Annotated in this window: 11 protein-coding genes and 1 pseudogene; 2 read left to right on the top strand and 10 right to left on the bottom strand. The window is 69.9% G+C overall.

Going from position 1 to position 15,582, the window contains the following annotated elements; all coding sequences use genetic code 11:
- Nucleotides 1-4 precede the first annotated feature (4 nt).
- From ACFQSB_RS25595 to ACFQSB_RS25555, 9 genes are all read right to left on the bottom strand, one after another.
- A complete protein-coding gene (locus ACFQSB_RS25595) occupies nt 5-976 on the bottom strand; it encodes an acetylxylan esterase (RefSeq protein WP_380829507.1) in 972 nt (323 codons plus the stop codon).
- 43 nt (nt 977-1,019) lie between these two features.
- Nucleotides 1,020-2,165, bottom strand: a complete 1,146-nt coding sequence (gene dgoD, locus ACFQSB_RS25590) for a galactonate dehydratase (protein WP_380829506.1) — start codon at nt 2,163-2,165, stop codon at nt 1,020-1,022.
- A complete protein-coding gene (locus tag ACFQSB_RS25585; protein ID WP_380829505.1) occupies nt 2,162-3,427 on the bottom strand; it encodes an enolase C-terminal domain-like protein in 1,266 nt (421 codons plus the stop codon). Before ACFQSB_RS25585 ends, dgoD begins: the two co-directional genes overlap by 4 nt.
- A gap of 62 nt (nt 3,428-3,489) precedes the next feature.
- Nucleotides 3,490-5,712 carry an FAD-dependent oxidoreductase gene (locus tag ACFQSB_RS25580; RefSeq protein ID WP_380829504.1) on the bottom strand — a complete coding sequence of 741 codons (2,223 nt, stop codon included), beginning with the start codon at nt 5,710-5,712 and terminating at the stop codon, nt 3,490-3,492.
- 21 nt (nt 5,713-5,733) lie between these two features.
- Nucleotides 5,734-6,573: a carbohydrate ABC transporter permease gene (locus tag ACFQSB_RS25575; protein ID WP_380829503.1), complete on the bottom strand. Its 840-nt coding sequence runs from the start codon at nt 6,571-6,573 to the stop codon at nt 5,734-5,736.
- Nucleotides 6,570-7,520: a carbohydrate ABC transporter permease gene (locus ACFQSB_RS25570; RefSeq protein ID WP_380829502.1), complete on the bottom strand. Its 951-nt coding sequence runs from the start codon at nt 7,518-7,520 to the stop codon at nt 6,570-6,572. The genes ACFQSB_RS25575 and ACFQSB_RS25570 overlap by 4 nt, the downstream gene beginning before the upstream one ends.
- Before the next feature lie 6 nt (nt 7,521-7,526).
- Nucleotides 7,527-8,852 (bottom strand): ABC transporter substrate-binding protein, encoded by a 1,326-nt coding sequence (locus ACFQSB_RS25565; protein WP_380829501.1) that lies wholly within the window; start codon nt 8,850-8,852, stop codon nt 7,527-7,529.
- Between the two features lie 4 nt (nt 8,853-8,856).
- On the bottom strand, nt 8,857-9,747 hold the full coding sequence (locus ACFQSB_RS25560; RefSeq protein WP_380829500.1) for an NAD-dependent epimerase/dehydratase family protein: 891 nt from the start codon (nt 9,745-9,747) through the stop codon (nt 8,857-8,859).
- Nucleotides 9,744-12,947, bottom strand: a complete 3,204-nt coding sequence (locus ACFQSB_RS25555; protein ID WP_380829499.1) for a sugar-binding protein — start codon at nt 12,945-12,947, stop codon at nt 9,744-9,746. Before ACFQSB_RS25555 ends, ACFQSB_RS25560 begins: the two co-directional genes overlap by 4 nt.
- A 339-nt stretch (nt 12,948-13,286) precedes the next feature.
- Between ACFQSB_RS25555 and ACFQSB_RS25550 the strand changes: the two genes are divergently transcribed.
- Together ACFQSB_RS25550 and ACFQSB_RS25545 are read left to right on the top strand one after the other, a co-directional pair.
- A complete protein-coding gene (locus ACFQSB_RS25550; protein WP_380829498.1) occupies nt 13,287-13,988 on the top strand; it encodes an IclR family transcriptional regulator in 702 nt (233 codons plus the stop codon).
- A 64-nt stretch (nt 13,989-14,052) separates the two neighbouring features.
- A pseudogene (locus ACFQSB_RS25545) lies at nt 14,053-14,271 on the top strand (transposase); the annotation flags it as partial.
- A 122-nt stretch (nt 14,272-14,393) separates the two neighbouring features.
- Here the strand turns inward: ACFQSB_RS25545 and ACFQSB_RS25540 are convergent.
- Nucleotides 14,394-15,582, bottom strand: a 1,189-nt coding sequence (locus tag ACFQSB_RS25540) for an aldehyde dehydrogenase family protein (protein WP_380829497.1), incomplete at its 5' end; no start/stop codon positions are given.

Here is a 15,582-nt window from a genome sequence, read left to right as displayed (position 1 = left end):
CCGCTCATCCGCTGAGCGGCTTGGCGGCGAATCTCAGCTTTTCGGCCTCATGGAAAGCCTGGCCCCCTTCGTGGCCGTTGAACGGGTAGACACGGATCTGCTTCGGTCCGGCGTAGTGGTTGTACGAGGCGTACACGGTCGAGGGCGGGCAGATCTGATCCATCAGCCCGACGGAGTAGAGGGCTGAGGCGTCGGCCCGTTTGGCGTGATTGACCGTGTCGAAGTACGAGAGGGTTCGCAGCACCTGATCCTTTTTGTCCCGGTGGACCTTGAGATAGCCGGTGATCTCGGCGTACGGCGAGGCGTCGGTGATGGCCAGGGCACGGGAAAAGTCGGCCAGGAACGGAACGTCGGGCATGGCGGCCACGAGACCTGACGCGAGGCCGGCCGCGGCGGTGGCGATCCCGCCGCCTTGGCTGGTCCCGGTGACGGCCACCCTGCTCGGGTCCACCGCTGGCAGTTGCCGTACGGCGTCGATGGCACGGACCGCGTCGGTGAAGACCCGGCGGTAGTAGTAGGTTTCCGGACTGGCGATACCTCGGGTGGTGAAGCCCAGGGACGCGGGGTCGCCGGTGGGGTCGGGATCGGGTGTGTCCCCCTTGGGGCCTTTGGCGCCCTGACCTCGAGTGTCCATGATGAAGTGGGCGTAGCCGGCCATGGCCCACAGAGGTCTCTCGTGCGGCAGGCCGCGGCCTCCGCCGTATCCGACGTACTCCACCACGGCGGGCAGTGGACCGGTGCGGGTGACGGGCAGGTGCAGCCATGCCTTGACCGGGTCGCCGGCGTAGCCGGCGAAGGTGACGTCGAAGGTGTCGATCAGCGCGAGCCCGTTGTCGGCCGGTGTGACGGTGAGGTTCAGATGATGGGCGCGCGCTTCCTGGAGCGTCGCGGTCCAGAAGCCGTCGAAGTCCTCCGGCTCCGCGACGTCGGGCCGGTAGCTGAGCAGAAGGTCTTCGGGGAGGTCGAACAGTGCCATGTCATCTCCACGGTGGCTGGTCGGTCGGGCGCGGGATGGGTCGTCACCACTCGGTGAACGCGCCGTCCGGGTCGCGCCAGATGGGGGAACGGAACCGGTGGCCTCGTGCCGCCGCTTCGCGCACCGCCTTCTCGTCGACGTCGATGCCGAGGCCGGGTGCGTCGAGTCGCTCGACGTGCCCGTCGCGCAACCGCAGGACGTCGGTGTCGACGAGATAGTTCAGGCCGTCCTGGCCGTGGTGGTGGTGGAGGCCAAGAGCCTGTTCCTGGATGAGGAAGTTGGGTGTGGCCAGGTCGATCTGCAGGCATGCGGCCAGTGCGATGGGGCCGAGCGGGCAATGCGGGGCCAGGACCGCGTCGTACATCTCGGCGACCGCGGCGATGCGCCGGACCTCGGAGATGCCTCCGGCGTGCGAGAGGTCAGGTTGAACGACGGCCACACCGGCGTCCAGGACGTCCCGGAACTCGCGCCGGGTGTAGAGCCGCTCGCCGGTGGCGATCGGCGATGAGGTCGCCGTGACGATCCGGGCGATGTCGCTGGAGTACTCCGGTCGCAGCGGTTCCTCGACGAACAGGGGCACGTACGGCTCCAGCAGTGGCAGGAGGCGACGGCTGGCGGGGATCGAGGCCCGGCCGTGCAGGTCGATCGCCACGTCGTTGTCGGGGCCGATCGCGTCGCGGACCTTGGCCAGGAGATCGACGACGGATCTCAGGCCCGCGGGGGTGTCCAGGAACGCCATCGGGCCCGGCGGTGCGATCTTGACGGCTGTGTATCCGGCTGCGATCGCCGTCGCGGCGGCTTCGGCGACTTGTCCGGCCGTCTCGCCGTACGCCCATCCGTACATCCGGACGCGGTCGCGTACCGGCCCGCCGAGCAGTTCGTGGACCGGCGCCCCGCGGACCTTCCCGGCGATGTCCCACAGCGCCTGGTCGATGCCGGCGACGGCGCTGGACAGTACGGGGCCCCCGCGGTAGAAGCCACCGCGGGTGAGAACCTGCCAGTGGTCCTCGATGCGCATCGGGTCGGCCCCGATGAGCAGGTCGGACAGCTCACCGATCGCGGCCCGGACGGTCTCGGCGCGGCCTTCCACGACCGGTTCGCCCCAGCCGACGACGCCGTCGTCGGTGGTGATCTTCAGAAAGAGCCAGCGGGGCGCTACGAGGAAGGTTTCGACGCGGTCGATCTTCATGGGGCCACGATCCCGCCGTCGAGTTGCCGCACCTGGGCCGACCACCGTTCGTGGAGATGCTCCACGGGCGGGTACTTGGCCGCCTCCGGCTCGTCGAGGTCGATGCCCCACCCCGGCGCGTCCGACGGGAAGAGGTAGCCGTCGCGGGGTGTGAGCGTGCCCGGGAAAACCGCGTGGACGGCCGATGAGTACTCGTGACCCTCCTGGATGACGAACGCCGCGCTGGTCACGTCGAGCGCGACGTTCGCCGCCGCGCCGACCGGGGACACGTCGGCCGGTGAGTGCCAGGCGGTGCCCACACCGTGCAGTTCGCACAGGGCGACGAGCTTGCGCGCCGGGCTCAGGCCGCCGATCGAGGAGATGTGCAGACGCAGCAGATCGACGCCGCCACCGGTCACGAGCCGGGCCGCGTCGGCCACCGACGCCACCTGTTCCCCGGCGGCGATGGGCATGGGGGCGGCCGCGCGGACCTCGCCCAGCCGGTCGTAGAACTCGGGGGCGATCGGATCCTCCAGGAAGAACAACCGGTACTCCTCGAGCCGGCGGACCAGTCCGACGGCCTGCTTGACGGTCAGCCGGGAATGGACGTCGTGCATCAGGTGCGGCTCGGGCCCGAGCACCGCGCGGGCCTGCGCGAACAGGTCCGGAGTGTCGCGCAGGTAGCGATGCACGTCCCACCCGCCGGGATGCGGGGTTCCGGGGTACTCGCCGGGCGTGGCCGGAGCACCGTAGGTTCCGGCGCCGGGGCTGCCGACCTGTAGCCGGACGTGCCGGTAGCCCTGGGCGAGCAGGACCTGGGCCTGCTGCAGGGTGGCGTCGACGGTGGCCCCGCCGGCGTGCAGGTACGTGTCGGCCGCCGCTCGGACCCGCCCGCCGAGCAACTCGTAGACGGGCATGCCGGCCCGTTTACCGGCGATGTCCCACAGCGCCTGGTCGACGCCGGACAGGGCGTTGTTGGTGACCGGGCCGCTGCGCCAGTACGACGAGAAATGGATCATACGGAAGATGTCCTCGATGTCGGCCGGGTGACGGCCGACGAGCAGCGGCGCGACATGACGCTCGACGGTGGCCGCGACCGCGTGGAACCGCTGGGTGAACGTCGCGCATCCGAGCCCGTACAGGCCGGGGTCGTTGGTGTCGACCCGGACGACGACCAGCGGTACGCCCTCCGGGGCGGTGACGATCGACCGGACGCCGGTGATGCGCAGCCGGTCGCGGCCGGGCCAGGGCACCTGCGTCTCCGGCATGGGATTGAGGGTCACGGACGTGACCTCCTGTTCGAGGATCGGTGGACGGCGGACGGCGGACGGCGGACGGCGGACGGTCAGGCGTACGCCCGCACGGCGATCAGCTGGGCCGAACCGGTGCCGTTGGTGGCGGTGACGACGACCCTGATCCGGTCGGTCACGATCGGGGCCGCGAAACTGTGCGTGCGGCGCCGCTGCCGGTTGCCGGCCACGGATACGAGCGGTTGCCAGCCGGCTCCGGCGGCGCGGGCCTCGATCCGGTAGTCGCGCACGAGCGTCGGCATGAGCGTGAACGGCATCCGGTGATGGGGCAGGTTGATCAGGTCCTCGTTGACGTCGTCGTTCGCGATGATCTCGATCCGGCTCACCGTCACCGGCTCCGCCCAGGCCAGCTGCAACCACGGCTCGCCGTCCGTGGCGAGGGGCCGCGACGTCCACAGGTGCGGTCCGGCGAAGGGGCGCAGGTACCCGTCGACCACCTTGTCGGCCGAGTAGGCCGCGGTCGGACCGGTGCGCAGGCAGAAGGTCCGGCGGCGCAGGGCGGCGCTTTTCCACTCGAGCACCGGTTGCCGCTCCGTCGGGTCCGTCGCCGGCGGCACGTGGGTCAGGGAGAGCACGCCGGGGACGGCCGTGTCCGCGACGTGCAGGGTCACAGCGCGGTTGGCCCGCAACCGCAGGAAGGCGTTGCGCGCGGTGGGCGGCGTCCACTCCAGCGGAAGGCGGACCCACTGCCGGGCGCCCGCCACGACCGGGACCTCCGCGGTGTCGATCAGCGTGCCCGGTACGTAGTTCTGTCCGAGGCCGGGATCATGGAGTTCCACCACGAGCGTCGTGGTCTCGGCCGCGTCGGCGAGGAGTTCCAGGCCCGTCAAGACGGGATCGACCGGCAGCACGATGCCGGCGTCGGCGGTCAGCGGCCACGGTTCACCCGGTTCGGTCACATCGATCCCGTCCAGCGTCGAGGACGCCGTCACCAGCGCCGCGCGGGCCTGATCGGCGGGGTCGGCGGCGGCCACGCCGATGAGGGACGCGTCGGAGCGCAGCAGGGACTGCTGCAGTTGACCCACGTCGAGTTCGCGGGGGGCCACCTGCCGGTCGAGGCACAGGACGGCGGCGGTTCCCGCCACCTGGCCCAGCGTCGCGCAGGTGGCCATCACCCGGGTCGACCCGAACGCGATGTGGCTGGCCGAGATGTTGCGTCCGGCGAACAGCAGGTTCGTGGTGTTCACCGAGTACAGGCAGCGGTAGGGGATGTGGTACACGCCGTCCGGGTGCAGGTGTTTGGAGGCGGCCTCGGTCGCGTACATGCCCTGCGGGGGATGCATGTCGATGGACCACCCGCCGAAGGCGATCCGGTCGGGGAACTCGGTCTGGCCCATGATGTCGTTCTGGGTCAGCACGTAGTCGCCGATGAATCTCCGGTACTCCCGCTTGCCGGGGACGGCCCCGACCCATTCCAGGGTCATCGTGTCCGCGTCGAACCGGCCCGAGTTCTTGATGTGGTCCCAGATGCCGTAGATGACCGACCACAGTTCGTCCCGGATGACATCGTTGTCGTGGACGGTGTCCAACTCCCCGCCGTACTCGATCCACCAGTACGCGGTGCCGTTGTCGCCGGCCCGGATGAGGCGCTGCTGCGGGATGCTCGTCCGCGTGATGTCCTTGGCGAACGACGGCGCCACATAGGTGACCGGCTCGCCGGCGTCCTTGGTGTAGAAGAGCAAGGTGCTGCCGAGGGTGATGTCGTCGGCCTCGGCGGGCGCCCAGGGCTCGCCGTACTCGCCGCCGGCCTCACGGCCGATGCGGTACTCGGCCCCGGCCAGGTGTCCGATCAGGCCGTCGCCGGTGCAGTCGAGAAAGATCGGCGACGAGAAGTGGATGAGCCGTTCCGAGCCCATCATCCATCCGGTGACGGCGTGGATCCGCCGCGCCTCGGGCGGCCCGCCCGCGTCGACGTCACGGACGTCGGTGTTGAGATACAGGGAGATGTTCGGTTCCGCCCGGACGGCGTCGAGCACGACCGTGTCCCACACGTACGGGTTGCCCTGCGGGTTTCGGTACTGGTTCTCCACGAACAGCTCACCCATGATCCCGCCTTCGCGGGCGTAATGGTTGTCGCCGTGGCTCGTGGCACCGACCACCCAGACCCGGACCTCGCTGCTGGAATTGCCGCCCAGCACCGGCCGGTTGTTGATCAGCGCGACCGTCCGGCCGAGGCGGGCGGCGGCGATGGCGGCGCACACACCGGCCAGACCACCGCCGACCACTGTGATGTCGTGCCCGGCGTGTTCAACACGCATTGCTGTGAGCCTCCGTCGGTGTCACTTGAGCCCGGTGCGGCTCAGCGCGGACAGGAACTGGCGCTGGAACACGAGGAACACGATGATCATCGGCACGACCGACGAGGTGGCGGCGGCCATGGACAGGCCACCGGCGAGGCCGCCGTCGCCGTCGACGAAACGGGTCAGGCCGACGGGAAGCGTGTAGTTCTCGTCGGTGGACAGCATGATCAGAGGTGTCTCGTAGCTGTTCCACGACCACACGAAGCCGAGAATCGCCAGTGCCGCGAGGACGGGCCGCGCCATCGGCAGGTAGATACGCCAGTAGATCGACCACTCGCCGGCGCCGTCGAGGCGGGCGGCCTCGGCGAGTTCCCCGGGCACGGTGGAGAAGTGCTGGCGCATCAGGAAAGTGCCGAAGACGGTGAACATGCTCGGCAGGATCAGCGCCCACAGGGTGTCGTACAGGCCGACGGCCTGGAAGAACATGAACCGGGGCACGAGCAGCAACTGGGTCGGCACGATCGAGGTCGCGATGTAGAGCAGGAAGAGACGGTCGCGACCTTTGAACCGCATGCGGGCGAAGGCGTACCCGGCGAGAGAGGACGTGAACAGCTCGCCGACGACGGCGACGGTCGCCACGATCACCGAGTTCCCGAAGTAACGCAGCAGGGGCGGGTCGCCGGCCCACACGTTGAAGTAGTTGACCCACTGCACCGGGTCGGGAATCCACTTCACCGGAAGCGTGAACACGTCGATGTTGCGTTTGAGCGAGGCCGAGATCATCCACAGCAGCGGGAGGGCGAAAAGCACCGCGACCGCCCACATGACACCGCTCAGCATCCAGGTGCGCGGGCTCCGGGCACTACGACTGCGGGTCATGTGTAGAGCCCCCGTCCCTTCTGGAACCGCCACATCAGCAGCGTCAGCAGCAGCACCGCGGCGAACGTGACGACGCCTATCGCCGCGGCGTAGCCGAACTTGTAGGCCTGAAATCCGGACTGGTACATGTAGTAGGCCAGCACGGTGGTGGAATCTCCCGGGCCGCCGCCGGTCAGGAAGGCGATCAACCCGAACCCCTGCGACGTGCTGATGAACGAAGTGATCCCCAGGAAGGTGGTGGTCGGCATGAGGCTCGGCCACGTGACGGTGCGGAACCGGCGCCACGCGCCGGCGCCGTCGATCATCGCCGCCTCGTGCAGGTCCTGGGGCAGTTCCTGCAGGGCGGCCAGGTAGATCACCGCTTGGTAGCCCATGCCGGCCCACACCTGGACGAGCACGAGCGCCGGCAGAGCCCAGTCCTCGGACACCAGCCAGGTCGGCGGCTCGGACAGACCCAGGAACCGCAGGGCCTGGTTGAGCAGCCCGGCGCTGGGGTTGAGCACGAGCAACCAGACCATGCCGATGGCGACCGTGTTGACCATGCTGGGTACGAAGAACACGACCCGCAGCGCGGCCCGGCCGGCCAGCGGCCGGTTGAGGGCCAGGGCGAGCAGCAGGCCGAAGGCGATCGACAACGGAACGCCGAGGCCGGCGAAGAACACCGTCCGGCCCAGGGCTTTCCAGAACTTGGGGTCGGCGAACAGGTCGGCGAAGTTGTCCAAGCCCACCCACTCGATCCCGCCCAGGCCGGACAGCACGTTCCATTTGGTGAACGCGATGCCCAGCCCGGCCAGCATCGGCCCCAGGGTGAAGGCGATCAGTCCGAGAAGATTGGGAGTGATGAACAGCCACGGCAACCAGGAACGGACCCCGGCCGGCAGGCGCCTCTTCTCCCGCGCGGCGGGCGGTACTACCGGTGACCGGGCCGGGCCGGCCAGAGTCTGCATGTGTCTCTAACCCACCTTTTTGATCGCCGCGTCGCACTGTTGCTTGGCGGTCCGAGCCCACTCGTCGAGGCTGATGCTTCCGAGCAGGACCCGCTGGTTGAGCCCGTTCATGATCGTGGCGATCTCCGCGTGCGCCGTTTGGATGGTGTCCACAGGGATCCGCGCGTCCGAGGTCAGCAGGTTGGTCACCAGTGACCGCTCGTCGAACAGCTTCGCCGCGTCGGGTCCGCCCAGATCGGCGGCCAGTACGGCGGTGTCACCGCCGGGCAGCGACGGCAGCCTGCCGCCGGGCACCATGCGGGCCGCGCCTTCGCCGAGCCAGAACTGCAGGAGCGTGAAGGCGGCGTCCTGGTGGGCGGACTTCTTGGTGATGGCCACGTTGTCGCCGTAACCACCGGTGTTCCAGAACGGCACGCCCTTCTGCGGCGCCGGCAACGGCAGCAGGATGGTCTGGAAATCGTGCGGATATTCCTTGGTGTCCTTGATGTAGCGCAGGACGAACGGCTGGGAGATCCACATGCCCACCCTCCCCGTGAGGAACGGGGTCTGGGCGAACGCGTCCCACTTCTGCGCGACGATCTCGGTCATCGGTACGGCGGATTTCTCGGCCATCATGTCCAGCCGGAGCTGGAAGTTCTCGCGGAACGCCGGGTCGTCGAAATTGGACTCACGGCCGCCGGCCTTGTAGGTGAAGTCCGGGCCGAGCCTCTGGCGGGCCAGGTCCGGCGGGGTGAGACACCCGTACACGTCCTTGCCTGAAAGCTCTTTCGCGATCGCGCGGAAGTCGGCGGCCGTCCAGTCCTCCGGGACGGTGATGCCGGCCTTGTCGAGCAGGCTCTTGTTCGCCAGCACCGTCTCCACGCTGCGACTGGCCGGGACGGAGTACGCCTTACCGTCGAAGAAGTTGTTGCTGGCCGGTTCCGCGCCGGGGGCGAAGGCCTTCAACGTCGCGTCACCGGCGATCCGGTCGGTGAGGTCGGTGAGCAGACCCGCCTCGACGCGTTTGGCCAGGGCCGAGCGCGCGTACGACACGACCACGTCGATCTCGAGACCGCCCTGCAGCGCGGTGTCGAGCTTGAGGTTGCCCTGATCGTCGTTGACGTAACGGGTGTACTTGACCTTGATGTTCGGGTGCTTCGCGGTGAACGCGGCGAACAGGGCGTCGGGTCCGCTCTCCGGTGGGACTCCGCCCCACACGTTGAGGGTCACCGCGCCCGTGTCATTGCCCGTGTTCTTGGACTCGCTGTCTTTGCCGCAGGCCGCGAGCAGGGCGGCGGAACCCAGTCCGGCCGCGCCCGCGAGCAGGCGCCGACGGCTGATCGTGTTCGTCATGGCGTCACTTCCTGATGGGGGGTGGTGGTGCCTGTCCGGGTAGGGACAGCGGGAAGAGGTGCTCAGGGGTGAAGCCGAGTAGCCGCGTGGCCCGACCGGTGTCGATGGCGACGCTCCGGCCGGTCCATCGCATCCGCCGGGGCACCCCTGGCAGGTGTTCGTCCAGCAGCGCCTCCGTGTCGGTGGCGCTGAGGGTGTCCGGGGCGGCGACGAACACCGCGTGGAATCCCGTCACGGGGGCGGTGAGGGCCAGCAGTCCGGCGCGGGCGGCGTCGCGGGTGTCCAGATACGCCCACAGCTCCTTGGCCCCCCACTCCGGGTGTTCGGCGTAGTAGCGGGCGTAGGTGTCGAACTGATCGCCGGGACCACCGAGCAGCGGCAGGCGCAGTGCGACGACGCTCATCCCGTGCCGGCGGGCCATCATGGCGCCGGCCGCCTCGTCGGTCTGCTTCGACAACGCGTACGGGTCGGCCACCTGCAGCGGCATATCCTCGTCGATGGGCAGGTAGGCCGGTGTCCGCGGATGCGGCGACCAGGGCAGACCGGTCACCGACAGGCTGCCGGCGATCACGGCCCGCATGACGCCCGCCTGGGCCGCCTCCTCCAGCACGGTGAACGTCGCCCGGGTGTTGGTGGTGAACACCTCGTGCGGTGTGCCGAGAGTGGGCGCGGGGATCGCCGCGCAGTGGAAGACGGCGTCGACCCCCGCGAGGGCGTCACGCACCACGGTCGGGTCCCCGGCGGATCCGGTCACCATCCGGCCCGCCCGGGTGTCGCCCGGGTCGTGCAGGTCGAGGCCGGTGGTGGGGATGAGCCGGTCGGCGAACAGGGTCAGCGCCGCCCGTCCCAGCCGGCCGGCCGCACCGGTGACCAGGATCCGCCGAGGCCCGCTCACGGTGCCATCACCTGCACCGGCCGCATCTCCGCGGTGTTCTTGGCCAGGACGATGCCGCCGCCCCACTGGATCCAGCCGGCCCGGCCGATGCCGTCGTCGTCATCGTTGACCACGAAGGACAGGGCGACCGGTGCGGTGGGCGGACCGGTGAACCCGAGCGCGGACCAGGGCACCGACACGCGGTAGGAGGTGGTGGTCCCGGTCCGGACGATCGCCGCCGTCGCGCCGGGCGTCGCCCCGGCCGCTCCGCCCGCCGGTGGCGTGAAGGTGTACACGGCCGGACCGGTGCCCAGCAGCGCCGCGCCGATCTCGACGCGGGCGGTCGACCGCCCCGGAAGGTCGGGGCTTATCGCGAGCTGGATGGAGTCGCCGTCCCACATGCTGCCGGCCGTCTTCGTCTGGGCGTGGACGTTGTCGGTCACGTCGGCCGTCAACCACAACGCGTCAGCGGTGCGGGTGAGCTTGACGGTGCCCGACAGGTCCGACACGCCGCCGTAGGGAACCCGCCGGTAGTCGACCGCGCCGTCGGCCGCCAGATTCACGGGTGCGACGGCGTTCTGCCCGTCGGCCTCGATCGGGTTGAAGCCGACGGTCCCACCGGCTCGGAACGCGCCCAACTGTGCCGTGTCGACGCGCACCGACATGTCGTAGGACTTCCACGGGACGATCCCCGCGACCGGGATGTCGACCGAGGCGACGGAGTTCGGCGGGACCGGGGCGACGCCGGTCGCCGTGCCGCTCTGCGTCCCCACCGTCCAAGCGATCTGGGAGACGTTCAGGGGCGTCGCCGATTTGTTGTTGGTGATCTTCACCCGCAGCGAACCACCGACCGGCCCGACCGACGTCACGATCGGATCGACGGTCGCCACCACCGGATCGGTGATCATCGCGTCGTCGCGCAGCAGGATCGACGCCGATCCCCCGGAACCGGCCCGCACGAGCACCGTTCGCGGGCCCTTCACCGTGCTGCCGGGGACGGTGACGGTCTTCGTTCCCGTCTGCCCGGCCGGCGCGTTCACCGCGTAGGTCTTGTCCTGGATCTGGAAGTTGGTCCACGTGCCTCCCCCACCGTGGGTCCGGTCCACCTTCAGCGTCACCGGGATCTCGTCGCCGACCGCGACCGTGTCCGGAACCGAGACGGAGTACACCACCGGGTCGGCCACCGCGACGGCCGTCGGCTTGCCCCGGGTGAAGACCGGGTGCTCGGTCAGGTCCAGCGTCACCTTGCCCTGCAGGGGTTCCAGGGTGTTGGACCGGCCGTAGGCGTTGGTGACCGTGAGGGGGGTGGTGGTGCTCAGCTCGACCTGGGTCGGCGTGGTCGCCCACATCACCCGGACCGGCGCCTTGCCGGTTCCCCCGGTGAATTCGTACGAGTAGACGCCCGACCCCAGGTTGTCGGCGGCATGGAAGTCCAGGCCGGCCAACTGGCGGATCATCACCGACTGCGCGACCAGTGCCGGTTTCGGGGTGTAGGCGGTCATTCCCAGGTACCCGGGCCGGCGCATCACGCCGAAGTTGTACTCCTGGTTCGACGCGGTCGTGCCGTCGTTGAGGAAGTCGTACCAGTAGTAGCGGCTCGCCCCGTTGGCCACGGCCAGGCCGGCCGCCCGGACGAGGTAGTCGCCCTGCTGCAGTTCGGTGACGCCGCCGCCGGTGTGGGTCGGGAATCCGTTCTCGGTGATGTCGATCGGCATGTCGCGACCGTTGTTGTAGCGGCGGATCAGGTCCCTGAACGTCGGGATCAGGGTCAGGCCGCGGATCTCCGGCGGGGCCGGGAAACCGTAGAGGTGCGCGCTGAAGCGATCCATGTACTGCAGGCCGCCGATCTGGAACAGCTCTTCCCACCACGCGGGTCCGCCGCCGGCCGGCGCGACGACCTCGGCCTGCGGGTGGTCGGCCTTCACCTTGGCGTAGGTCGCCTTCAACAGGGGCAGGTAGCACTGCGGGGTACGACCGCACAGGCCGTTGTTGAAACCGCCGTCGAACTCGTTGTACACCTCGACCTTGTTGGTGCCGGAGAGCTTGAGCACCGCTGAGGCGTAGGCGGCGAAGGCGGCGTGGCCCTCCGGTGTGCTCGGCGTCTTCCCGCCGTCGTAGAGCGGATTGGCGAATGCCGCGACCAGAAGAGGCTGCATGCCGTTGGCGGCCAACCCGTTGATGAACGGGGCGCCGTAGCTGGGCATGGTATAGGTGCCGGCGGTCTTCTCCACATGCTGCCAGGACAGGGCGTCGCGGACGTGGGTGTAGCCGACCTTCGCCATCGTGGGGATGAGACCGGGCGGGTCGCTCTGGGAGAAGTGGGTTCCGACCCCCCACGGCGCCCCGGGCCGCCGGGCGTCGGCGGGAAGCGCGTCCAGCAGTGCCACCGGCGTGTACCGGGTGACCGGGAGTCCACCCACCTCGGCCGTGACGCCGAGGGTGTAGTAGCCCGGCTTGACCGCGGCGAGGTCGACCGTCGCCGTGCCGCCGGACACCGCGGCCGTGCCGCCGGCGGCCGGCACGCCCTGCTCGTCGGCGGCCGTCCAGCTCACGGTGGCCGCACTGGAGGTCACCGGGATCGTCCGCGGCTCGGAGCCGCTGAAGACCAGGTTGCTCGCGGTGATCCGGACCGCTTCCGCGGTACTGAAACTCACCGACACGTCGGCCACGCACAGATCGGTGGCGGACCGTCCGAGCTTGCTGTCCCAGGAGGCGATGCGGAAGTCCGCGCCGGACGGCATGTCACCTTTGAACTCGGCGTCGGCGAGCTGGAAGACATAGGACCGCCAGACGTTCCCGCCCGTCAGCGGCACGGCATCGCCGGCTTTGAACTGATTCGTGGCGTCGTACTGGATCGTGAAGTGTCCGGGGCCGGCGTCGAAGTAGCTGACCTTGACGAAGGCGTACCCGGTGGTGGCCGGTTGCCGAGCGGCGTCGACCCGGAAGTAGAGGAAGTCATTGGCGATCGGCGTCTGCGTGGTGGTCCAGCAGGGGCGGCCGCCTCGCTCGGTGGCCGCCGCGGAGACCTGGCCGGAGGCGTCGCCGGGATTGCCCGCCATACCGTTCCACTGCGGGGTCGCCGAGAGCACCGCGGAGGCCGCGGGCGTGTCGGCTAACGCTGGACGCGCGACGCCGATCAGGGGCAGGCCGATGAGAACGGCCAGTCCCATCGCGACGCGCATCCACCACCTAGGGGAGTGCGCGTTCGAGAGTCGTGTCAAGGTCATCACCTCTCGGCTCAGCCACGGTCCGCTCGTCGGCGCAACGTCGTCCCGTGACTTGGATGCGTGGCGAGCCCGACCGGCTCGCCACGGTTCGCAGCGTGTGGCGCCCTTCCGTCCATGGCGGCAGCCCGCGGACCCACTCCGTGATGGGGGAAACCGACCCGGGCAGCGGTCATCGCGCCTGCTAGGGCAGGGTCAACTGCGGCTTCAGGCGAGATCGTTGGTCAAGTGCGGCGAGCGTAATGGTGCAGTAATAGCACCGTCAAGATGCTTCGCCGAAACCCCCGCGACACGATCTCGTAGCAAACTCGGCCGTAGTGATGCTATAAATGCAACATGCTGCCGTCTCAGCCGAACAAATCACTCCTGGATGGACTCGACTGCCTGCAGTTGCTGGCCAGTTCCGCTGAGGCCCTCGGCTCACGCGAAGTCGCAAGACGGCTCGGGCTGGAACCTTCCCGCGCGAACCGGCTGCTCAAGACCCTCGCGCACGTCCGGCTGATCGAACAGGACGAGCGGCGCCGCTATCGTCCCGGCCCGGGAATCCATGCCCTGGCCGCCCAGAGCCTCTTCGGGTCCGGCCTGATCCGCCGCGCGCTCGGGCCGCTCGGCAAGCTGCACGTCCACGGTCACACCGTGGCCATGGGCGTGCTCTGGCGCGACCATATGTCGTACCTGTACCACGCCGACCCGGGCATGGACACCAGCACGGCCCTCGGCCGGATCGGCCTGTTCCCGGTCACCCGATCCGGCCTCGGGATGGCCCTGCTGGCCTGCCAGGACGACGAGAACGTCCGCGCCATGTGGGCCACCAGCGCGAACGAGACCCCGGTCGAACAGGTCCTCACCGATCTCGCGGAGATCCGTGAAGCCGGTTTCGCCCTGCGCGTCGGCAGAACCGAACGCACCGTTGCCGTCACCGTCGGCTCGGCACCGTACGCCGCGGTCGGCATGTCCGGCCGCTTCACCGACGCGCACATACCTGAACTCGTCAGCGCACTCCGGCACGCGGCAGAAATGATAGAGAAGAAGGGCTGAGGCGGACCGGGCCGGACCGTCGCGTGGCCCCGTACGCCGATCGGCGGTCTCCGGAGTCACCCCCGCGCGAACAGGAGGAGATGTCGGCCGCCGAGGTCATCAGGAGGGCGGCGACCGCACGGACGGGCAGCAACGCCATGCCCACAGGGCAGGCGTGGAGGGCACCATCGCCCAGGGCGTCAGAGGCTTCGGCCTGCGGCGATCCCGCTACCGCGGGACCGCCGAGACCCATCTCCAGCACATGCTCATCGCGGCGGCGATGAACCCAACCAGGCTCGACGCAGGGCTCACGGGAACACGGCGGGCGGGGGCTCCAGGACCGGGTACACGCGATGGCGTGCCCGGGACTCCGGGCCGGGCGCCGGGAGGCGGGGCGGGGCCTCCCGGCCCGGGTCGCGGAGCCGGTCAGGCGCCGGCGGGGCCCAGGGCGATGGTGTGGGTGGAGGTGTAGAACTCCTGCGCCGCCTTGCCCTGCTCGCGCGGGCCGTAGCTGGAGTCCTTCTCGCCGCCGAAGGGCAGATAGAAGTCCACGCCGCTGGTCGGGTTGTTCACCTTGACCAGCCCGCTCTCCAGCCGTGAGGAGACCTCCAGCGCCCGGTCCAGATCGCGGGTGTAGACCGCGGAGGCCAGCCCGTAGGGCACCCCGTTGGCCAGCGCCACCGCCTCCTCCACCGACCCGGCGTCCTGCACCAGGCAGATCGGCCCGAACACCTCGTCACGGGCGAGCACGTGGTCGGCGGCCACCCCGTCGACCAGGGTCGGGGCGGCGAACCACCCGTCGCGGTCGAGGGCCTGTCCGCCGGTGAGCACCCGGCCGCCCTCCGCGGAGGCCACCACCCGGTCGCGGGCGGACTCCTCGATGACCGGCCCGACGGCGGTGCCGGGGTCGGCGGGGTCGCCCACGCCGAGCTTGGCGACGGCGGCGACCAGCGCCTCGCGCACCTCCCCGGCGTTGCCCACCGTGATCACCCGCTTGGTGGCGGTGCACTTCTGCCCGGCGTACCCGAACGCCGCCGCGGCGATCTGCGCGGCGGCGGCCTCCAGGTTGGCGTCGTCCAGCACGATGCTGGGGTTCTGCCCGCCCATCTCGGCCTGCACGGGGACGCCCCGGGTCGCCGCGGCGACGCTCACCTTGCGGCCCACGGCGGCCGACCCGGTGAAGGACACGACGTCCGCCGCCTCGATGAGCGCCACGCCCTCCTCGGCGTCCCCGGGGACCACCTGGAACAGCTCCTCGGGCAGGCCGAGGATCTCGGCCAGGCGCAACGCGGTGCCGAGCGCCTGCGGAGCGGGCTTGAGCACCACGGCGTTGCCGAAGGCAAGAGCGGGCGCGGCCTTCCACAGGGGGATGGCCAGCGGAAAGTTCCACGGCGTGATCAGCCCGGCGACGCCGCGCGGGCGCCTGCGGGTGTAGGACAGCCCCGCGCCGGACGGCTCGTACAGGGCGCCCACCGGGTCGAAGACCTGCTGGGAGTAGTAGCGCAGGATGGCCACCGCGCGCGCCACCTCGCCCTTGGCCTCGGTGACCGGCTTGCCGACCTCCCGGACGGCGAGCGCGGCCAGTTCGTCGGCGACGGCGGCGACGTCCGCGATC

This window comes from Sphaerisporangium rhizosphaerae (assembly GCF_042665155.1).
Classification (GTDB): Bacteria; Actinomycetota; Actinomycetes; order Streptosporangiales; family Streptosporangiaceae; genus Sphaerisporangium; species Sphaerisporangium rhizosphaerae.
The sequence above is the reverse complement of the archived record's forward strand: the minus strand, read 5'-3'. Positions and strand labels throughout refer to the sequence as shown.